Origin of the sequence: Williamsia sp. (assembly GCF_016462415.1) — a bacterium.
In the GTDB taxonomy this organism is placed as follows: Bacteria; Actinomycetota; Actinomycetes; order Mycobacteriales; family Mycobacteriaceae; genus Williamsia_A.
On record NZ_JAEMTF010000011.1, the window covers coordinates 64718 to 80062 of the forward strand.

The following is a 15345-nucleotide window of genomic DNA, read 5'->3' on the forward strand; positions in this document are numbered from 1 at the left end:
TAGCCGCGGAGCCGCATCGCGTTCTCGATGGTGTTGATCACCGCGCAGGGGTCGCGGGACAACAGGTCTCCTGCGACCCGGATCGCCTCCCACCCACGCTCTCGCGCCGCACGATCCCGTCGGCTGTCGTGGGCGCGTTGCTCGTCGGAGGTGTGGAACTCGACTCCGTCGTAGTCGATCCCGATCTTGTAGCGCCGATAGCCGAGGTCGAACCGGGCGATCATGCGGCCGTCGGTGTCGTTGAGCACGATCTGTGAGTCCGGTCGCGGCAGGTGGTTGCGAATCATGACCAGACGCAGCCAGCTCTCGCCCGGTGATTCGGCTGCGGGGTCGATGTACTGGATCAGCTCGCGCATCTGTGGGACACCGTGTGTTCTCGGGTGGGCTCGGGTGTAGGACCACAGTTCGGTGAGGCTCAGCCCGGTCGCGCGAACCAGATCGTCCAGTCGCGCCAGTGCGATCCAGTCCGGACGTCGTCGGCCCAGGTCGTATGCCGTTCGTACAGGGGATGTGACCGTGACTCCGTCGATCGTCTCGATGTCGCCTGGTCCGAGCTGGTCGGTACGGATGACGCGGACCGACCCGCGCATCCTGCCCTGGCCGTCCAGACCGCGGATCAGTTCCACGTCGTGGTCCTCGTCGATGAACTGGGCGCCGTGCAGGATGGCCGCGCTGAGTCCGGCCACCACGGCCCCGTCGCCTGCGCGCATGGCCGCCGCACGGATCCGGTCCGTCGCCGACAACTCGGACGCCAGTGGCGTGTAGACGCCGCGGTGCAGTCGTTGGTGGTCGCGCCGGATGTCGGTCGATCGGGCGTCCGATCGGATGATTCTCGGCGTGCTCGGGGGATCAGGGTGGGGAGATGTCATGCGCTCTTCGACGCACAGGCCGCCAGAACGGTTCAGCCGGGCCGCAACTGCGTGACGAGAGCCCACCACGGGCCAACGACGGCCCAACACGGCAGAGCTACGGCCCAACGCGGGGTGACGAGGGCCCAACACCGGAGAACGAGGGCCCAACACGGGGTGACGACGGCCCGACGCGGGACGGTCAGGCGGGTGTGAGCAGGCGCCGTCGGAACAGGTCGAGCACCTCGTCCAACGCCGCACGGGTCGGTTGACCGGGCTCGTCGATCAGCCCCTCGGTCACCACCGAGTGCGGCGGTCCCATCGCAGCCGGGTTCGCCGATGCGTCAGGCAGTTCGACGGCGGTGAACGCATCGCCGAGCTGCTCGCGCAACCACCCGAACCGCGCGGACGGGCACATTCGGTCGCCCTGGAAACGGAGGCCGAGCACCGTGAGATCACCTGCGGCACACCGTCCCTTGACCTTCTCGAGGTCGGCGGGGTCGATGTCGATCGAGCGGGCCCGCCGACTCGACATCGCGAACGGCAACGACGGTTGCGACAACACCGGCGCGATCAACCGGTCGTCGGCGGCCATCGCGAGTGCGAACCCACCGGTGAAACACATGCCGATCGCACCGACGCCGGGTCCGCCGCACCGCTCGTGTTGCTGCGCGGCCAGCGCGCGTAGCCACGTCACCACCGGCGACGACTTGCCGGTCGCCAGGACGGTGAACTCCCGGCTGATGCAGGCGGGGACGATTGCGCGGGAGATGGTCGCGACCGCGCCGAGTGCGGGGATCCGAGCGTCCATCGGGTCCTTGCCGTCAACGCCGAACAGATGCGGCATCACCGCCGTGCATCCGATGCCCGCCACCGTCCGTGCGAAGTCGGCCACCTTCGGGGTGATGCCGGGCATCTCGGAGATGACGACGACCGCGGGGCCGCTGCCGAGGCGGTAGACCGGTGCCGTGCGGCCGTGTGCGGTGAACTCGGTTCGTTCGAAATCGGCCAATGTGTCGTTGCTCACCGGCATCGTCCTTCGTGGGAGGTCATGTCGTCAGCCTTGCATCCGGAGCCGGACCAGACCACATGATCTGGGTTACCCGTGAGTAACTATTTCCGATTTCCGGCGCTAGCATGAGGAGCACGTATCCACCGGTCCACCACAGTTCTCTAGGAGTTTCGCCGATGTCGGGTAACCCGGATTTCGACCTGTTCGCACTGCCCGAGGAACACGACGCGCTCCGCGAGGCCATCCGCGCGCTCACGGAGAAGGAGATCGAGCCGTACGCGGCCGACGTCGACGAGAACTCGCGTTTTCCGCAGGAAGCGCTCGACGCACTGAACGCGTCGGGTTTCAACGCGATCCACGTGCCCGAGGAGTTCGAGGGCCAGGGCGCCGACTCGGTCGCCGCGTGCATCGTCATCGAGGAGGTCGCGCGGGCCGACGCGTCGGCCTCGCTGATCCCCGCGGTCAACAAGCTCGGCACGATGGGCCTGATCCTCAACGGCTCCGACGAGCTCAAGAAGCAGGTCCTGCCCGATCTCGCGACCGGCGGCGCACTCGCGTCCTACGGACTGTCCGAGCGAGAGGCCGGTTCCGATGCCGCCGCGATGCGCACGCGCGCCAAGGAGACCGCCGACGGCTGGGTCCTCAACGGCGCGAAGGCGTGGATCACCAACGGCGGCAAATCGACCTGGTACACCGTGATGGCGGTGACCGACCCCGACAAGGGGGCCAACGGCATCTCGGCGTTCATGGTCCACAAGGACGATCCCGGGTTCTCGACCGGCGGCTACGAGCGCAAGCTCGGCATCAAGGGCTCACCGACCGCGGAGCTGTACTTCGAGAACTGCGAGATCCCGGCCGATCGCATGATCGGCGACCCGGGCACCGGTTTCAAGACCGCCCTGCAGACCCTCGACCACACCCGCCCCACCATCGGCGCGCAGGCCGTCGGTATCGCGCAGGGTGCGCTGGACAAGACCATCGAGTACATCAAGGACCGCAAGCAGTTCGGCAAGACGATCTCGCAGTTCCAGGGCGTCGAGTTCATGATCGCCGACATGGCGATGAACATCGAGGCGGCCCGGCTGATGGTCTACACCTCCGCGGCGCGCGCCGAGCGTGGTGAGAAGAACCTGGGGTTCATCTCGTCGGCCTCGAAGTGTTTCGCATCCGATGTCGCGATGAAGGTCACCACCGACGCGGTCCAGCTGTTCGGTGGCGCGGGCTACACCCGTGACTTCCCGGTCGAGCGGATGATGCGCGACGCCAAGATCACCCAGATCTACGAGGGCACCAACCAGATCCAGCGGGTCGTGATGTCGCGCGCGCTGCTGCGCTGACACCGGTCGCCGTGAGGCGATCACACCCCACGTCCCACGACGAGGCCATCGCGACTAAGACAGTGTCGCGGTGGCCTTTTCGCTCGCCGTCCGATCGGCGAGTCGGGCGACGTCGGGGTTCGCGATCTGCACCAGGCTCCCGCCGGCGATCGTGACCGACAGCAGGTTGGCGACGACGTTGTCCGCGGTGTCCCAGTGCCGGGTCGACACGATGCGCGCCCCGGGACCGATCCCCGCGGTACCTGCGAAGTCGAGTGCGGCGGTGATGGTCTCACCGGTGCTGCGGCCTGCGAGGGCGATCGGTCCCGCCACGATGGGGGCGAACTGGTCGCCGTGCACCCGCACCGCGGACCCGAAGTCGGTGACCCCGATCGGAAGGTCGGGGACGGGGCGAGCGAACGGGTCGAGCGGCGCGACCGCGACCTCGCCGCCGTGGTCGTTGGCCGCGAGGCGGTCACGGGAGCAGAAGGCACCCCCGGCGGCATCGGACGGACCGATGACGACCTCGCACCCCGCCCACCACGCGCCGAGCAGGATCGCGAACGTCTGCCAGTGCGCGGGCAGGTCGACCGCGACGAGATCGCCCGGGGCGAGACCGAACTCGTCCCGGATCATGTTGGCCGTCTTCGCGGCCCAGTTGGCGGTGGTGACGGTGGACAGTTCGGTCCGCTCGCCGCTCGCGTCGTCGTAGAAGGTGATCAACGGCCCCGCGGGGTCGTGCGCCATCGCGTACGCGAAGACCGCGTCGGTGACCGTCGCGTGGGTGTTCGGGGTCATCGGGACGACGCCTTCCTCAGTTGACACATTGGGGTCCGGAACCGGCGGCGGTGATCGGTGGTGCGGTCGTCGCGGCGGCAGGCGTCGCCGGTGCGGCGCCCCCCTGCGCCTGCGCACCGGTGTCGCTGATCGACCCCGGTCCGGTGTAGGAATCGGTGAGCACGAGGCGGAGGTGTCCCGACGGGACCGAGCCGTCGACCCGAACCGGCAGGCCGCCCATCTGCTTGGCCAGATCGGTTGCGCCGGCGTTGTTCTCCGACGTCGCGACATAGCTGTCGGCGTCGTCGGTGCCCTTGGTGTCGGTCGTGCCGCGGGTGTAGCCCTTGGCGGCGACGATGCCCGAGACGTTCGTGGCGAGTCCGTCCACGGTCCCGGCGTTGGTCACGTCCACGGTGTACTCGTCGCGCGCCAGGGCACCCTTCTTCGACGTCAGCAACGCCGCGGTGAACCGGTGCACGGCGGCCGGGTCCACGGTGACGACCGACTGCTCGCCGTCCTCGCTCCAGCCCTGCTCGTCGGTGACCGGGATGGTCGCGAACTTCACCTTGCCGCCGGTGAGGTCCTTGAGTTGCTCGACGAACTTGAGGATGTCCCAGTTGTCGTCGATGACGATCGACCGCGACACCGCGTCCTCGAGCGCGCTCAGCTTGCCCGGATCGGTCAGTGTCCCCGCCGAGAGCACCTTCTGTGCCAGTGACGCCATGAACACCTGCTGGCGCACGATGCGGTCGAGGTCCCCGCGGGGGAGGTCGTGTCGTTGTCGGACGAAGCTCAGGGCCTTGGCCCCGTCGAGGGTCTGCCGACCGGCCCGGAAGCGTGCGCCCGAGAGGGGCTCGTTCACCGGGTTGCGCAGGCAGACGTCCACGCCGTCGACCGCGTTGGTCAGCAGCACGAAGCCGACCAGCCCGACCTCGGCGTACCGGTCGACCTGGACGCCGGTCAGTTGCGCGACCGTCTGGATCAGGGCCTTGCGGCCGGCCACCGTCGCCACTTTCTCGGCCTCGGCGGGATCGGTCCCGGCCTCGACGAGCGCGGCGCGCTTCGTCTCCTTGGTGGCGCCGTAGGCGGCGTTGATCTTGCTCATGCCGATCCCGGGGACGTCGACGTAGGAGTCGCGGGGGATCGAGATCGCCGTGGCCGAGGACCCGTCGTTCGGGATCCGGATCAGCAGGATGGTGTCGGTGTTGGTGGCGACCTCGTCGCCGGCGTGCAGTTGGGCGGCCTCCGACGCCGACAGCGGGTTGCCCTGCGCGTCGACACGGGAATCGGTGCCGACCATGAGGATGTCGACGGCGCCGTCCTTGCCGTCGCCGAGCGCGAGGCCTCCGAGGCGGGTCACCCCGTTCTGCAGTGAGGTGATGCTGCTCCACGCGAACCCCGTGATCAGCAGCACGACCACCGACAGCAGCGCGATCGCGATTCGTCCGACGTTGCCCGACAGGGTCGGTGTCGCGCCGCGTGCAGGCCCGGCCGACGAACCCGCGGCCTCCGACGACGCCGCGGCGGGGGGTGTCGCGGGTGGTGCGGTCGATCGCCGGGCACCGGCTCGGGTGGAGGCGCCGGCCGGACGTGGTCGACGCGGCTCGCCGGGTTCCCGGGGTACGGCGCGACGCGCACGCCGATCGTCGGGTGGCTGGTGCACGTGACCCCTTCGAGTTCTGTGGTGGCGATGATGTCCTTGCTGTCCCCCAACCCTGAGGCTACTGGGGCCGGTGGGGTCGATCGGTGAGCGCAACGCCGGGCGCGGGGGTCCAATATGCTCACGGCGATGTCTGACCAGGAGGGCACGGGTGTGACGAATTCGACGAGATCGGGCCGGCTGATCGTCACCGGCGCCGGTGGCCAGGTCGGTCGCCTGCTCGCCGATACACCCGGTGCGGTCGGGCTCGGTCACGCCGACCTCGACATCTCCGACGCCGACGCGGTGCGACGGGTCCTCGCCGACCTGGCGCCCGACGACGTGGTCGTCAACTGCGCGGCCTACACCGCCGTCGACGCCGCGGAGACCGACGTCGCGGCGGCCGAGTCGATCAACGTGGCGGGTCCCGCCGCGCTCGCAGGCGCAACCGCAGCCGCCGGGGCCTGGCTGATCCACCTCTCGACCGACTACGTCTTCTCCGGCGACGTGACCAGGGACCGGCCGCTCGAGCCGGCCGACCTGGATCCCGACGCGACGCCGGCCACCGTCTACGGGCGGACCAAACTCGACGGCGAGCGTGCCGCGCGGTCGACGGACCCACGGACGACGATCGTGCGGACGGCCTGGGTCTACACCGGTGCCGTGGGAGGTTCGGACTTCGTCTCCACGATGCGGAGGCTCGAGGTCGAGCGCGACACGATCGGGGTGGTCGACGACCAGATCGGGTCGCCGACCTATGCGGTGGACTTGGCCGCCGCCCTGCACCAGCTCGCACAGACGCCCCCCGAGCACATGGCCCGGGTGGTGGGCACCGCGCTGCACGCCACCAACGCGGGCCGGTGCAGCTGGTTCGACCTCGCCCAGGCGGTGTTCGCAGGCCTCGGGGCCGATCCTGACCGGGTTCGACCGGTCACGACCGCCGAGTTCCCGCGCCCCGCACCACGTCCGGCGTATTCGGTGCTCTCGGGCGTCTCGTGGGCGGATGCCGGGTTGCGGCCGCTGCGCGAGTGGCGTCCCGCCCTGGACGTGGCGCTGCACCCGCGTTCGTTACCCTTGCCCCGTGACAGCTGAGTTGGCCGTGGTGACGGTGACCTATTCCTCCGGCGACCACCTCTTCAACTTCCTGCGCAGCCTCTCCGCGGCGACCACGGTCGACCACGAGGTGGTCATCGCCGACAACGGATCCACCGACGGCGCCCCCGAGGCCGCCGAGCGCGACTTCGACAACGTCACCCTGCTGCGCACCGGCGCCAACATCGGTTACGGCGGTGCCTCCAATCGAGCGGTTGCCGCGACCGATTCGTCCACGGAATTCGTGATCGTGGCCAACCCCGATGTCGAGTGGGTGCCCGGTTCCATCGACGAGATGCTGGCCGTGGCCCGCCGCTGGCCGCGAGCCGGTGCGGTCGGACCGCTGATCCGCGAGCCCGACGGGACCGTGTACCCCTCGGCGCGCCGCGTCCCCGACCTGGTGTCGGGAACCGGTCACGCACTGTTGGGCCGGGTGTGGAAGGGCAACCCCTGGACCGCCGGCTACCGGCAGGACGACGAGGCGATCGCCGAGCGCACCGTCGGGTGGCTGTCCGGTTCGTGTCTGCTCCTGCGTCGCGCGGCGTTCGAGTCGATCAACGGTTTCGACTCGCGCTACTTCATGTACATGGAGGACGTCGACCTGGGTGATCGCCTCGCGCGTGCCGGATGGCTCAACGTCTTCGCGCCCAGCGCCGAGGTGATCCACCGCAAGGGGCACGTCGCCGGTGCACACCCCGAATTGATGTTGCCCGCGCACCACGAGAGTGCCTACCGTTTCCAGGCCGACCGGCATCCGGGAGCCCGCTGGGCCCCGTTGAGGGCTGGTCTGCGCGCCGGGTTGTGGGTTCGGTCACGCATGGCGGTCGCATCGGCCCAACGCGCCGCGACGAGCCGGTCGGATTCGCCTATCGTGATCCCACCATCGACACCTCCGAGGGAGGCCTGAGTGTCCGAGTCCGACAGCGCTGCCGACAAGTCGGCAGGCGCACCCGCCGTTCAAGCTGTGATCCTGGTCGGAGGCAAGGGAACTCGGCTGCGCCCGTTGACCCTGTCGGCCCCGAAACCGATGCTGCCGACCGCGGGAGTGCCGTTCCTGACCCATCTGCTGTCGCGGATCGAGGCCGCGGGTATCACCGACGTCGTGCTCGGGACCTCGTTCAAGGCGGAGGTGTTCGAGGACCATTTCGGTGACGGCTCGAAGCTCGGGATGCAGATCCGCTACGTCACCGAGACCGAGCCCATGGGCACCGGCGGTGCGATCCGCAACGTGCTGGGCGAGCTCACCGCGGACACGATCCTGGTCTTCAACGGAGACGTGCTCGGTGGCACCGACGTCCGGGCCGTGCTCGACACACACCACACCTCCGGTGCCGACGTCACCATCCACCTCGTGCGGGTCGGTGACCCCCGCGCGTTCGGGTGCGTCCCCACCGACGACGACGGTCGCGTGACCGCCTTCCTGGAGAAGACCCAGGATCCGCCCACCGATCAGATCAACGCCGGGTGCTACGTCTTCAAGCGGTCGGTCATCGAGGAGATCGACGCCGACCGTCCCGTGTCGGTCGAGCGGGAGGTGTTCCCCAACCTGTTGGCCCACGGGCGTCACGTCCACGCGCACGTCGACGCGGGGTACTGGCGCGACATGGGTACCCCCGAGGACTTCGTGCAGGGCTCGGCCGATCTGGTGCGCGGTATCGCGCCGTCGCCGGCGCTGTCGGGTCAGCGCGGGGAGTCCCTCGTGCACGAGGGCGCGGGCGTCGCTCCCGGGGCCGTACTCATCGGTGGCACGGTCGTCGGCCGCGGCGCCGAGATCGGTGCGCGGGCACGCCTCGACGGCGCCGTGGTGTTCGACGGTGCGGTGATCGAGGCGGGCGCGGTGGTCGAACGCAGCATCATCGGCTTCGGTGCCCGGATCGGTCCGCGAGCCCTGGTCCGCGACGGCGTCATCGGCGACGGCGCCGACATCGGGGCGCGCTGCGAACTGCTGCGCGGCGCCCGGGTCTGGCCCGGTGTGACCATCCCCGACGGCGGGGTGCGCTTCTCCACCGATGTCTGACACCGGACCGGCCGTGCGCCGGTTCGTCGTCATCGGCGACTCGTTCCCCGAGGGTGTCGGGGACCCGGAACCGCGCTGTCCCAACGGTGTTCGCGGGTGGGCGGATCGGATGGCCGAGGTGCTCGCGCGCCGTGCGGTCGAGACCGGCGGCAGTCCCACGCGATATGCGAACCTCGCGATCCGCGGTAAGTTGCTCGGTCCGGTCGTCGACGAACAACTCGAGCCCGCCGTGGCGTTGGACCCCGACCTCATCGGGATGTGCGCGGGGGCAAACGATCTGTTGCGCCCGTCGGTCGACATCGATGCCATCATCGCCCGCTACGACGACGCGCTGGGTGCATTGGTCGACACCGGCGCCCGGGTGTTCACGTTCACGGCCTTCGACACCGGGGGCCGACCGCTGTTCGCCGCGATGCGCGGCCGGTTCGCGATCTACAACGAACTACTGCGTGAGGTCGTCGAACGGCGTGGCATCGAGCTGGTCGATTTCTGGCGCATGCGTGAGTTCTCGGATCGACGGATGTGGGAGTTCGACCGGATGCATCTGTCCTCGGCGGGTCACCACCAGATGGCGATCCGCGTGTTGGAGTCGCTGGGCATCGACCACGACCTCGTGCCCGTGGCGTTCGGTCCGCCCGAGACGATGACGGCGGCGCAGCGGCGAAAAGACAACCGGCAGTGGGCTGCTCAGGCGGCCGCACCGTGGATCGGGCGGCGCCTGCGCGGCCGGTCCCGCGGCGACAACATGACCCCCAAATACCCCGACCTCACCGAACTGTCGCCTGCGACACGGTGATCGGCGCCGGCGGACCGACGCGTCAGTCCTCGGGACCGGGGCGCTCGGCCCGGGTGGCCGCGAGCAGTCCCCGCCCGAGCGGGATCACCACCGGCAGCAGTGCGTCGTTCTCCGAGATGAGCAGGGCCGCCTCCCGTGCCGCCACGGTGTCGGGGTCGGTGTGCGACGGGTCGGCGATCCGACCGTCCGCGGTCGCGTTGTGCACCAACAGCACACCGCCGGTTCGCAACAGGCGCAGGCCCTCACGGACGTAGCGGGGCTGGTCGATCACGGCCCCGTCGACGAAGACGAGGTCGTAGGAGGCGTCGGCGAGGCGGGGGAGGACCTCGGCGGCGCGGCCGTTGATCAGGCGTGTCCGTGAGGCCGCGACCCCGGCGGCGGTGAAACCCAGCTTGGCGGCGCGCTGGTGTTCGGACTCCGGGTCGATCGTGGTGAGTACGCCATCGGCGCGCATCCCGCCCAGCAGCCACAGACCGCTGACGCCTGCGCCGGTGCCGATCTCGACGACCGACCGTGCGTCGACGAGCCGGGCGAGCAGGCAGAGCATCGCGCCGACGGCGGGGGAGACGGCGGGCGCGCCGAGTTCCTGGGCGCGTTCGCGGGCCGCGATCAGCGCGTCGTCCTCGGCGATGGCCGACTCGGCGTAGGCGCGCAGCGAGTGGGGATCGGGTGAGGTCTCACCGGTGGTGTCGGACACATCGAAGAGGTTATCCCCCGTGCCCGTCGACCAGGGAACGCGACTCTCAGGGAAACCTCAGCTCACTCACACTGCTTGCACACGCCGATGTACCAGAGTCATCACCAACAGCAGATGTGGTGGTCATGGGAACAAACCCTCCGGGGCTCGAGTTGCCAGCAGTGACCCCCACATCTCACCCAGAGGAAGTGGAGCCGCGCAGATGACCGAATCTCCCCAGCTCACCAGCGACACCGACGGCACCGTCGTGGGAGGTACCGCGCGCTTCGACGAGACCGGCGACGGCGCCCTGATGCCGTCCTGGGACGAGCTGGTTCGTGAGCACGCCGACCGGGTGTACCGCCTGGCCTACCGGCTCTCCGGCAATCAGCACGACGCCGAGGACCTCACCCAGGAGACCTTCATCCGGGTCTTCCGATCGCTGTCGAACTACCGCGCGGGCACGTTCGAGGGATGGTTGCACCGCATCACCACCAACCTGTTCCTGGACATGGTCCGGCGCCGCGCGAAGATCCGCATGGAGGCACTCCCCGAGGACTACGAGCGAGTTCCCGGCACCGCCCCCGACCCGGAGCGCGTCTACGTCGAGGCCAACCTCGACCCCGACCTGCAGCAGGCGCTCGACGCGCTGGCCCCGGAGTTCCGCGCCGCGGTGGTGCTGTGTGACATCGAGGGTCTCTCCTACGAGGAGATCGCCACGACGCTGGGGGTGAAGCTCGGGACCGTACGCAGTCGCATCCACCGCGGCCGCCAGGCCATCCGCGATCACCTCGCGTCGAACGGCCACACCACCAGCCGCTCGGTCGCCACCCCCGCGCTGTAGTCGCACCCCCGGGAACCCTCCGGACGCTCGGTTCGTTGTCCTCGAGGTCGGGCGGGTGGATGCCCGGCACGCCGGATGCGCGTTCGCTATCGTGGTCGATGGTCCGCGAACCGCGGACCGTTCGCATCCGGGCCGAACCGCGAAGAGGGGTGATCGAGATGGCCGACCGAAATCGCTGGACTCCCGCGAACTCGTCGTTCTCGCCGAACGCGTCCTACCGAGCGCCCGGCTCCGATGGTGGCCGGTCGTTCGCATCGACCGACCACCTGGCCACCGAGGCGATCGCCGCCTATGTCGACGGCGAACTGCGCATGAACGCCTACCTCCGGGCCGCCCGTCACATCGCGGCCTGTACCGAGTGCGCCGCCGAGGTCGAGGCCCAGACCTCCGCCCGCAGCGCCCTGCGTTCGTGTGCCGACGTGACCATGCCCGTCGACCTGCTGGGCCAGCTCAACCAGATCCCGACCCGGGAGATCGATCTGCGCAGCGCCATGGCGCGTCGCGAGGCCGAGCGCAACGACGAGCGTCGCGTCCCGCGCGGACCGCTGTCGGCCCCGGGCTTCCCCATCCACCGCCCGAGCCGGTGGCGTAATCGTTGACCTCTGATCAGCAGTTCGGCGGCCCGACGTCGTCGGACCCCGGCCCCGACGGTCCGAACGGTCCGTCCTCCTCAGAGCCGCAGCCCGGAGCTCGCCGCCCCCGGCACTCGCCGATCTCACCGCAGACCGCGGCTGTCTTCGGACGTCCCGACGGGGTGGCCGGTTCGTTCGCGACCCCCGACCACGCCCGTACCGGACCCCGACAGCCCGTGGTGGCCGACCCCGACCCGGTGCTGCGAGAGGCGTTCGCGCGACCGTCCGACGATGTCGACTCGCTGCAGCGAGATCCGGACTCCCGCTTCGGTGAGACCGAGCAGGTGCCCGTCCCCGCCGACCCGTGGCGCGATCCGGCCAGCATCGCCGCCATGGACCGCCCCGCGGTCGACCGTCCGGCCGCTCCCGTGCCGACCGTCCCCGGACGCAAGCTCGGTGCGCGCGAACTGCTCTTCGACCGCGTCGTCAGTTGGCGGGCGCTGGCCGTGCTGGCCGTCGTCGCGGTGCTCATCGGCGGGATCGGCGGCCTGCTGGGTCGGGTCACCGCCGAGGTCACCCCTCCGCTGAACTCCGACTCGGTCTCCCTCGGCGAGGGCGGGTCGACCCCCGGCGGGAACCGGGGACAGGTCGCCCGGGTCGCATCGGCCGTCGAGAAGGCGGTCGTCGCCATCACCGTCAGCACCTCGAGTGCCGTCGGCACCGGGTCCGGGGTCGTCCTGGACAAGAACGGTTACATCGTCACCAACAACCACGTCATCTCGCTCGCCGCCACCCAGAAGGCGAAGCTCGAGGTCACCTTCTTCGACCGCCAGCGGGTACCCGCGCGCATCGTCGGGCGCGACATCCGCACCGACCTCGCGGTGATCAAGGTCGACAACATCGACAACCTCACCACCGCGGCACTGGGCAACTCCGACGATCTCGCCATCGGGCAGGAGGTCATCGCCTTCGGATCGCCTCTGGGCCTCGACCGCACCGTCACCAGCGGGATCGTCAGCGCCACCCACCGCGCCGTCCCGCTCCGCCCCGACGACACCTCCGACACCAACGCCGTCATCGACGGGATCCAGACCGACGCCGCGATCAACCCCGGCAACTCCGGCGGACCCCTGGTCGACGACGACGCGAAGGTCGTCGGCATCAACACCGCGGGCCTGGTCCCCGGAGGCGGGTCCATCGGCCTCGGTTTCGCGATCCCCATCAACGAGGTCCGCGGTATCGCCGAGGAACTGATCCGAGACGGGCGCGCCGTGCACGCGCAGATCGGCGTCAACAGCAGTTCGGTGCGCAACGACCGGGTGCTCGGCGCCCAGGTCCGCAACGTGGTCGACGGATCCCCGGCGCAGCGCGCCGGCCTGCGGGAGGGTGACGTCGTCACCGAGTTCGACGGTCGACCGATCGACGGCGCCGACGAGCTCACCGTCGCCGAGCGCACGTCGACACCGGGCAAGAGGGTTCCGCTGACCTACTGGCGGGACGGTCGGACCTTCGACACCACCATCACGCCGGCGAGCGACGCCTGATCGGCGTGGTCGGACCCGGGGTAGCCTGAAGCCGTGTTCAGCAGCGTCGGTTGGGGAGAGCTCCTCATACTTCTGATCGCCGGTCTCGTCATCCTGGGGCCGGAGCGTCTGCCCGGTGCGGTCACCTGGAGCATGAAGTCGCTGCGTCAGGTGCGCGAGTACGCCTCCGGCGCGACCAGTCAGCTCAAGGACGACCTCGGGCCGGAGTTCGAGGACTTCCGGGCGCCCCTCGCCGAGCTGAACCAGCTGCGCGGGATGAGCCCGCGCTCGATCATCACCAAGCACCTGCTCGACGGCGACGAGTCGTTCTTCACCGGCAACTTCGACGACACCACGACGATCAAGCCCGTCTCGGCGCCGATGCCCGAGATCACCCCGGCGCCCTCGGCGTCTGCGGTGTCGATGGACAAGACGTCGGTCACGAAGGCCACGACCAAGGCGACCACGAACGCCGCCGACCCGGCGTTCGATCTGGACCGACCGGTGACGCCGCCGCGGCGCGAGATCGCCGACTGGGACGCCACCTAGGCGGATCCGGAGAACCGCCGGGCGTCACCGCCTAGAGGTTGCGCGCGGTGTCGATGCCCAGGCTCATGCCGGCCAGTCCACGCCTGCGGACCGCGAGACGCTCCGCCACCTCGAGCAGCGCCGCACCGGCGGCCGAGGACGGCGCGGAGAGCACCAGGGGCATCCCCGAGTCGCCGCCCTCACGCAGCGCGGTGTCGAGTGGGATCTTGCCGAGCAGTGCGACGTCGGAACCGACTGCCCGGGTGAGGCGTTCGGCGACGAGTTCGCCGCCACCGGAGCCGAACGGCTCGATGCGGCTGCCGTCGGGCAGCTCCATCCATGACATGTTCTCCACGACGCCGACGATCTTCTGACGCGTCTGCAGCGCGATCGCACCTGCGCGTTCGGCGACCTCGGCGGCGGCCTGCTGTGGGGTGGTGACGACGAGGATCTCCGCACCCGGGATGAGCTGCGCGATGGAGATGGCCACGTCACCGGTACCCGGGGGCAGGTCGAGCAGCAGCACGTCGAGATCGCCCCAGTAGACGTCGGCGAGGAACTGCTGCAGGGCGCGGTGCAGCATGGGTCCGCGCCACACGACGGGAGTATTCCCGCTGGTGAACTGCGCGATCGAGATGAACTTCACGCCGTGCGCCATCGGCGGCATGATCATCTTCTCGACCTGGGTCGGCTTGGCGTCGTTGCCCATCATCCGGGGAACGGAGTGGCCGTAGATGTCGGCATCGAGCACGCCGACGGTGAGACCGCGCTGCGCCATCGCCGCGGCGAGGTTGACTGTGACGCTCGACTTGCCGACCCCGCCCTTGCCGGACGCGACGGCGTAGACGCGGGTCAGCGAGCCCGGCTGGGCGAAGGGGATCACCGGCTCGGCACGGTCACCGCGTAGGGACTTGCGGAGCTCGGTGCGCTGGGCGTCGTCCATGACGTCGAGTTCGACCCGGACCGCACCGACACCGGGTACGTCCGCGGCTGCGGTCGTGACGCGGTCGGTGATCTCGGTACGCAGCGGGCAGCCCGAGGTGGTCAGGTAGATGCCCACGTCGACGCTGCCGTCCGGGGCCACGGCGATGGACTTGACCATGCCGAGGTCGGTGATGGGTTTGCCGATCTCGGGATCGGTCACCTTCGACAGCGCGATCCGGATCGCCGATTCGGTGTCCGCGGGGGTTCGGGGGGAGTTGTCAGTCATCGCCGACCAGAGTATCCGCCGCCGCGAGCGGGTCGGACCGGCGTGTGGCTATGCCAATGCGAGCGCCGGTGTCGGACGCAGCGTCAGGGTGCGGACGGTGCAGGTGCCCGTGCTCTCCGTCGTCGTCGTGAGGGCCTCGGTCAGGGCGCCGCTCAGTACGACGGGTCCGCAGCGCGCGCCGAGTGCATCGACCCCGACGTTCGACACCTCGACGGCCGTCGCGCTGGTGGGTGTCACCGTCCAGGGGATGTTCGCGGTGCGGGCCAGACCGCACAGTGCGTTGGCGCCCCGGATCACGGCCTTGCTGATGGTGGCGGTCGTCCCGTCGGCGCTGGTCGCGCCGGTCAGGTCGAGGGTGCAGGTCACCGGCCCGGCCGGTGAGGTGACGACGATCGTGGCCGGGGTGGTGAACGTGGTGGACACCGTCGTGAAGCGCGCGGCCGGTCCGGCAGCGGTCGACGGGTCACCGGGGGCGGCGGGCGCGCGCTTCACGAC

General features: G+C 69.9%; 16 protein-coding genes. 9 read left to right on the top strand and 7 right to left on the bottom strand.

All coding sequences use genetic code 11. The features are described 5' to 3' along the window. Positions 1 to 869 (bottom strand): hypothetical protein (locus tag JHC79_RS04890; RefSeq protein WP_296388900.1); only part of this gene is annotated, 869 nt, incomplete at its 3' end. A gap of 181 nt (positions 870 to 1050) precedes the next feature. Next, a complete protein-coding gene (locus tag JHC79_RS04895) occupies positions 1051 to 1875 on the bottom strand; it encodes a dienelactone hydrolase family protein (RefSeq protein ID WP_296388901.1) in 825 nt (274 codons plus the stop codon). A 161-nt stretch (positions 1876 to 2036) separates the two neighbouring features. Between JHC79_RS04895 and JHC79_RS04900 the strand changes: the two genes are divergently transcribed. Continuing rightward, complete coding sequence (locus JHC79_RS04900) at positions 2037 to 3197, top strand: acyl-CoA dehydrogenase (protein WP_296388903.1); 1161 nt, start codon at positions 2037 to 2039, stop codon at positions 3195 to 3197. A 54-nt stretch (positions 3198 to 3251) separates the two neighbouring features. On the opposite strand, the gene JHC79_RS04905 is transcribed toward JHC79_RS04900, so the two are convergent. Beyond that, positions 3252 to 3974: a TIGR03089 family protein gene (locus JHC79_RS04905; protein WP_296388905.1), complete on the bottom strand. Its 723-nt coding sequence runs from the start codon at positions 3972 to 3974 to the stop codon at positions 3252 to 3254. 16 nt (positions 3975 to 3990) lie between these two features. Next, positions 3991 to 5616, bottom strand: a complete 1626-nt coding sequence (locus tag JHC79_RS04910) for an LCP family protein (protein ID WP_296388907.1) — start codon at positions 5614 to 5616, stop codon at positions 3991 to 3993. Between the two features lie 126 nt (positions 5617 to 5742). On the opposite strand from JHC79_RS04910, the gene rfbD reads away from it, so the two are divergent. From rfbD to JHC79_RS04930, 4 genes are read left to right on the top strand one after another with little or no spacing between them, the layout of a single operon-like run. Further along, positions 5743 to 6684, top strand: a complete 942-nt coding sequence (gene rfbD, locus JHC79_RS04915) for a dTDP-4-dehydrorhamnose reductase (protein WP_296388908.1) — start codon at positions 5743 to 5745, stop codon at positions 6682 to 6684. Further along, positions 6674 to 7591 carry a glycosyltransferase family 2 protein gene (locus tag JHC79_RS04920; RefSeq protein WP_296388910.1) on the top strand — a complete coding sequence of 306 codons (918 nt, stop codon included), beginning with the start codon at positions 6674 to 6676 and terminating at the stop codon, positions 7589 to 7591. Before rfbD ends, JHC79_RS04920 begins: the two co-directional genes overlap by 11 nt. Continuing rightward, the gene (locus tag JHC79_RS04925) at positions 7592 to 8701 is read left to right on the top strand and encodes an NDP-sugar synthase (RefSeq protein WP_296388912.1); all 1110 of its coding nucleotides are present in this window, start codon (positions 7592 to 7594) and stop codon (positions 8699 to 8701) included. It begins immediately after the preceding gene. Continuing rightward, the gene (locus tag JHC79_RS04930; protein WP_296388915.1) at positions 8694 to 9497 is read left to right on the top strand and encodes an SGNH/GDSL hydrolase family protein; all 804 of its coding nucleotides are present in this window, start codon (positions 8694 to 8696) and stop codon (positions 9495 to 9497) included. The genes JHC79_RS04925 and JHC79_RS04930 overlap by 8 nt, the downstream gene beginning before the upstream one ends. Before the next feature lie 22 nt (positions 9498 to 9519). Here the strand turns inward: JHC79_RS04930 and JHC79_RS04935 are convergent, their stop codons facing one another. Next, positions 9520 to 10194: an O-methyltransferase gene (locus JHC79_RS04935; RefSeq protein ID WP_296388917.1), complete on the bottom strand. Its 675-nt coding sequence runs from the start codon at positions 10192 to 10194 to the stop codon at positions 9520 to 9522. A 202-nt stretch (positions 10195 to 10396) separates the two neighbouring features. Between JHC79_RS04935 and sigE the strand changes: the two genes are divergently transcribed. The 4 genes from sigE (at position 10397) to tatB (ending at position 13661) form a co-directional block, all read left to right on the top strand. Beyond that, positions 10397 to 11017: an RNA polymerase sigma factor SigE gene (sigE, locus tag JHC79_RS04940; protein ID WP_296388920.1), complete on the top strand. Its 621-nt coding sequence runs from the start codon at positions 10397 to 10399 to the stop codon at positions 11015 to 11017. Between the two features lie 158 nt (positions 11018 to 11175). Beyond that, positions 11176 to 11616, top strand: a complete 441-nt coding sequence (locus tag JHC79_RS04945) for a hypothetical protein (protein WP_296388922.1) — start codon at positions 11176 to 11178, stop codon at positions 11614 to 11616. Then, on the top strand, positions 11613 to 13133 hold the full coding sequence (locus JHC79_RS04950) for a trypsin-like peptidase domain-containing protein (RefSeq protein WP_296388924.1): 1521 nt from the start codon (positions 11613 to 11615) through the stop codon (positions 13131 to 13133). The genes JHC79_RS04945 and JHC79_RS04950 overlap by 4 nt, the downstream gene beginning before the upstream one ends. A 33-nt stretch (positions 13134 to 13166) precedes the next feature. Next, complete coding sequence (gene tatB, locus JHC79_RS04955; RefSeq protein WP_296388925.1) at positions 13167 to 13661, top strand: Sec-independent protein translocase protein TatB; 495 nt, start codon at positions 13167 to 13169, stop codon at positions 13659 to 13661. A gap of 31 nt (positions 13662 to 13692) precedes the next feature. Here tatB and JHC79_RS04960 read toward each other — a convergent pair whose 3' ends face one another. Both JHC79_RS04960 and JHC79_RS04965 read right to left on the bottom strand, forming a co-directional pair. Then, a complete protein-coding gene (locus JHC79_RS04960; RefSeq protein ID WP_296388927.1) occupies positions 13693 to 14850 on the bottom strand; it encodes a P-loop NTPase in 1158 nt (385 codons plus the stop codon). 48 nt (positions 14851 to 14898) lie between these two features. Then, the coding region (locus JHC79_RS04965) for a hypothetical protein (protein WP_296388929.1) at positions 14899 to 15345 on the bottom strand (447 nt) is incomplete at its 5' end.

Excerpts from the sequence above, each read along its gene's own strand:
- JHC79_RS04900 (WP_296388903.1), top strand. The coding sequence starts at position 2,037 with ATGTCGGGTAACCCGGATTTCGACCTGTTCGCACTGCCCGAGGAACAC.
- JHC79_RS04905 (WP_296388905.1), bottom strand. The coding sequence starts at position 3,974 with ATGACCCCGAACACCCACGCGACGGTCACCGACGCGGTCTTCGCGTAC.
- rfbD (WP_296388908.1), top strand. The coding sequence starts at position 5,743 with ATGTCTGACCAGGAGGGCACGGGTGTGACGAATTCGACGAGATCGGGC.
- JHC79_RS04930 (WP_296388915.1), top strand. The coding sequence starts at position 8,694 with ATGTCTGACACCGGACCGGCCGTGCGCCGGTTCGTCGTCATCGGCGAC.
- sigE (WP_296388920.1), top strand. The coding sequence starts at position 10,397 with ATGACCGAATCTCCCCAGCTCACCAGCGACACCGACGGCACCGTCGTG.
- JHC79_RS04945 (WP_296388922.1), top strand. The coding sequence starts at position 11,176 with ATGGCCGACCGAAATCGCTGGACTCCCGCGAACTCGTCGTTCTCGCCG.
- JHC79_RS04960 (WP_296388927.1), bottom strand. The coding sequence starts at position 14,850 with ATGACTGACAACTCCCCCCGAACCCCCGCGGACACCGAATCGGCGATC.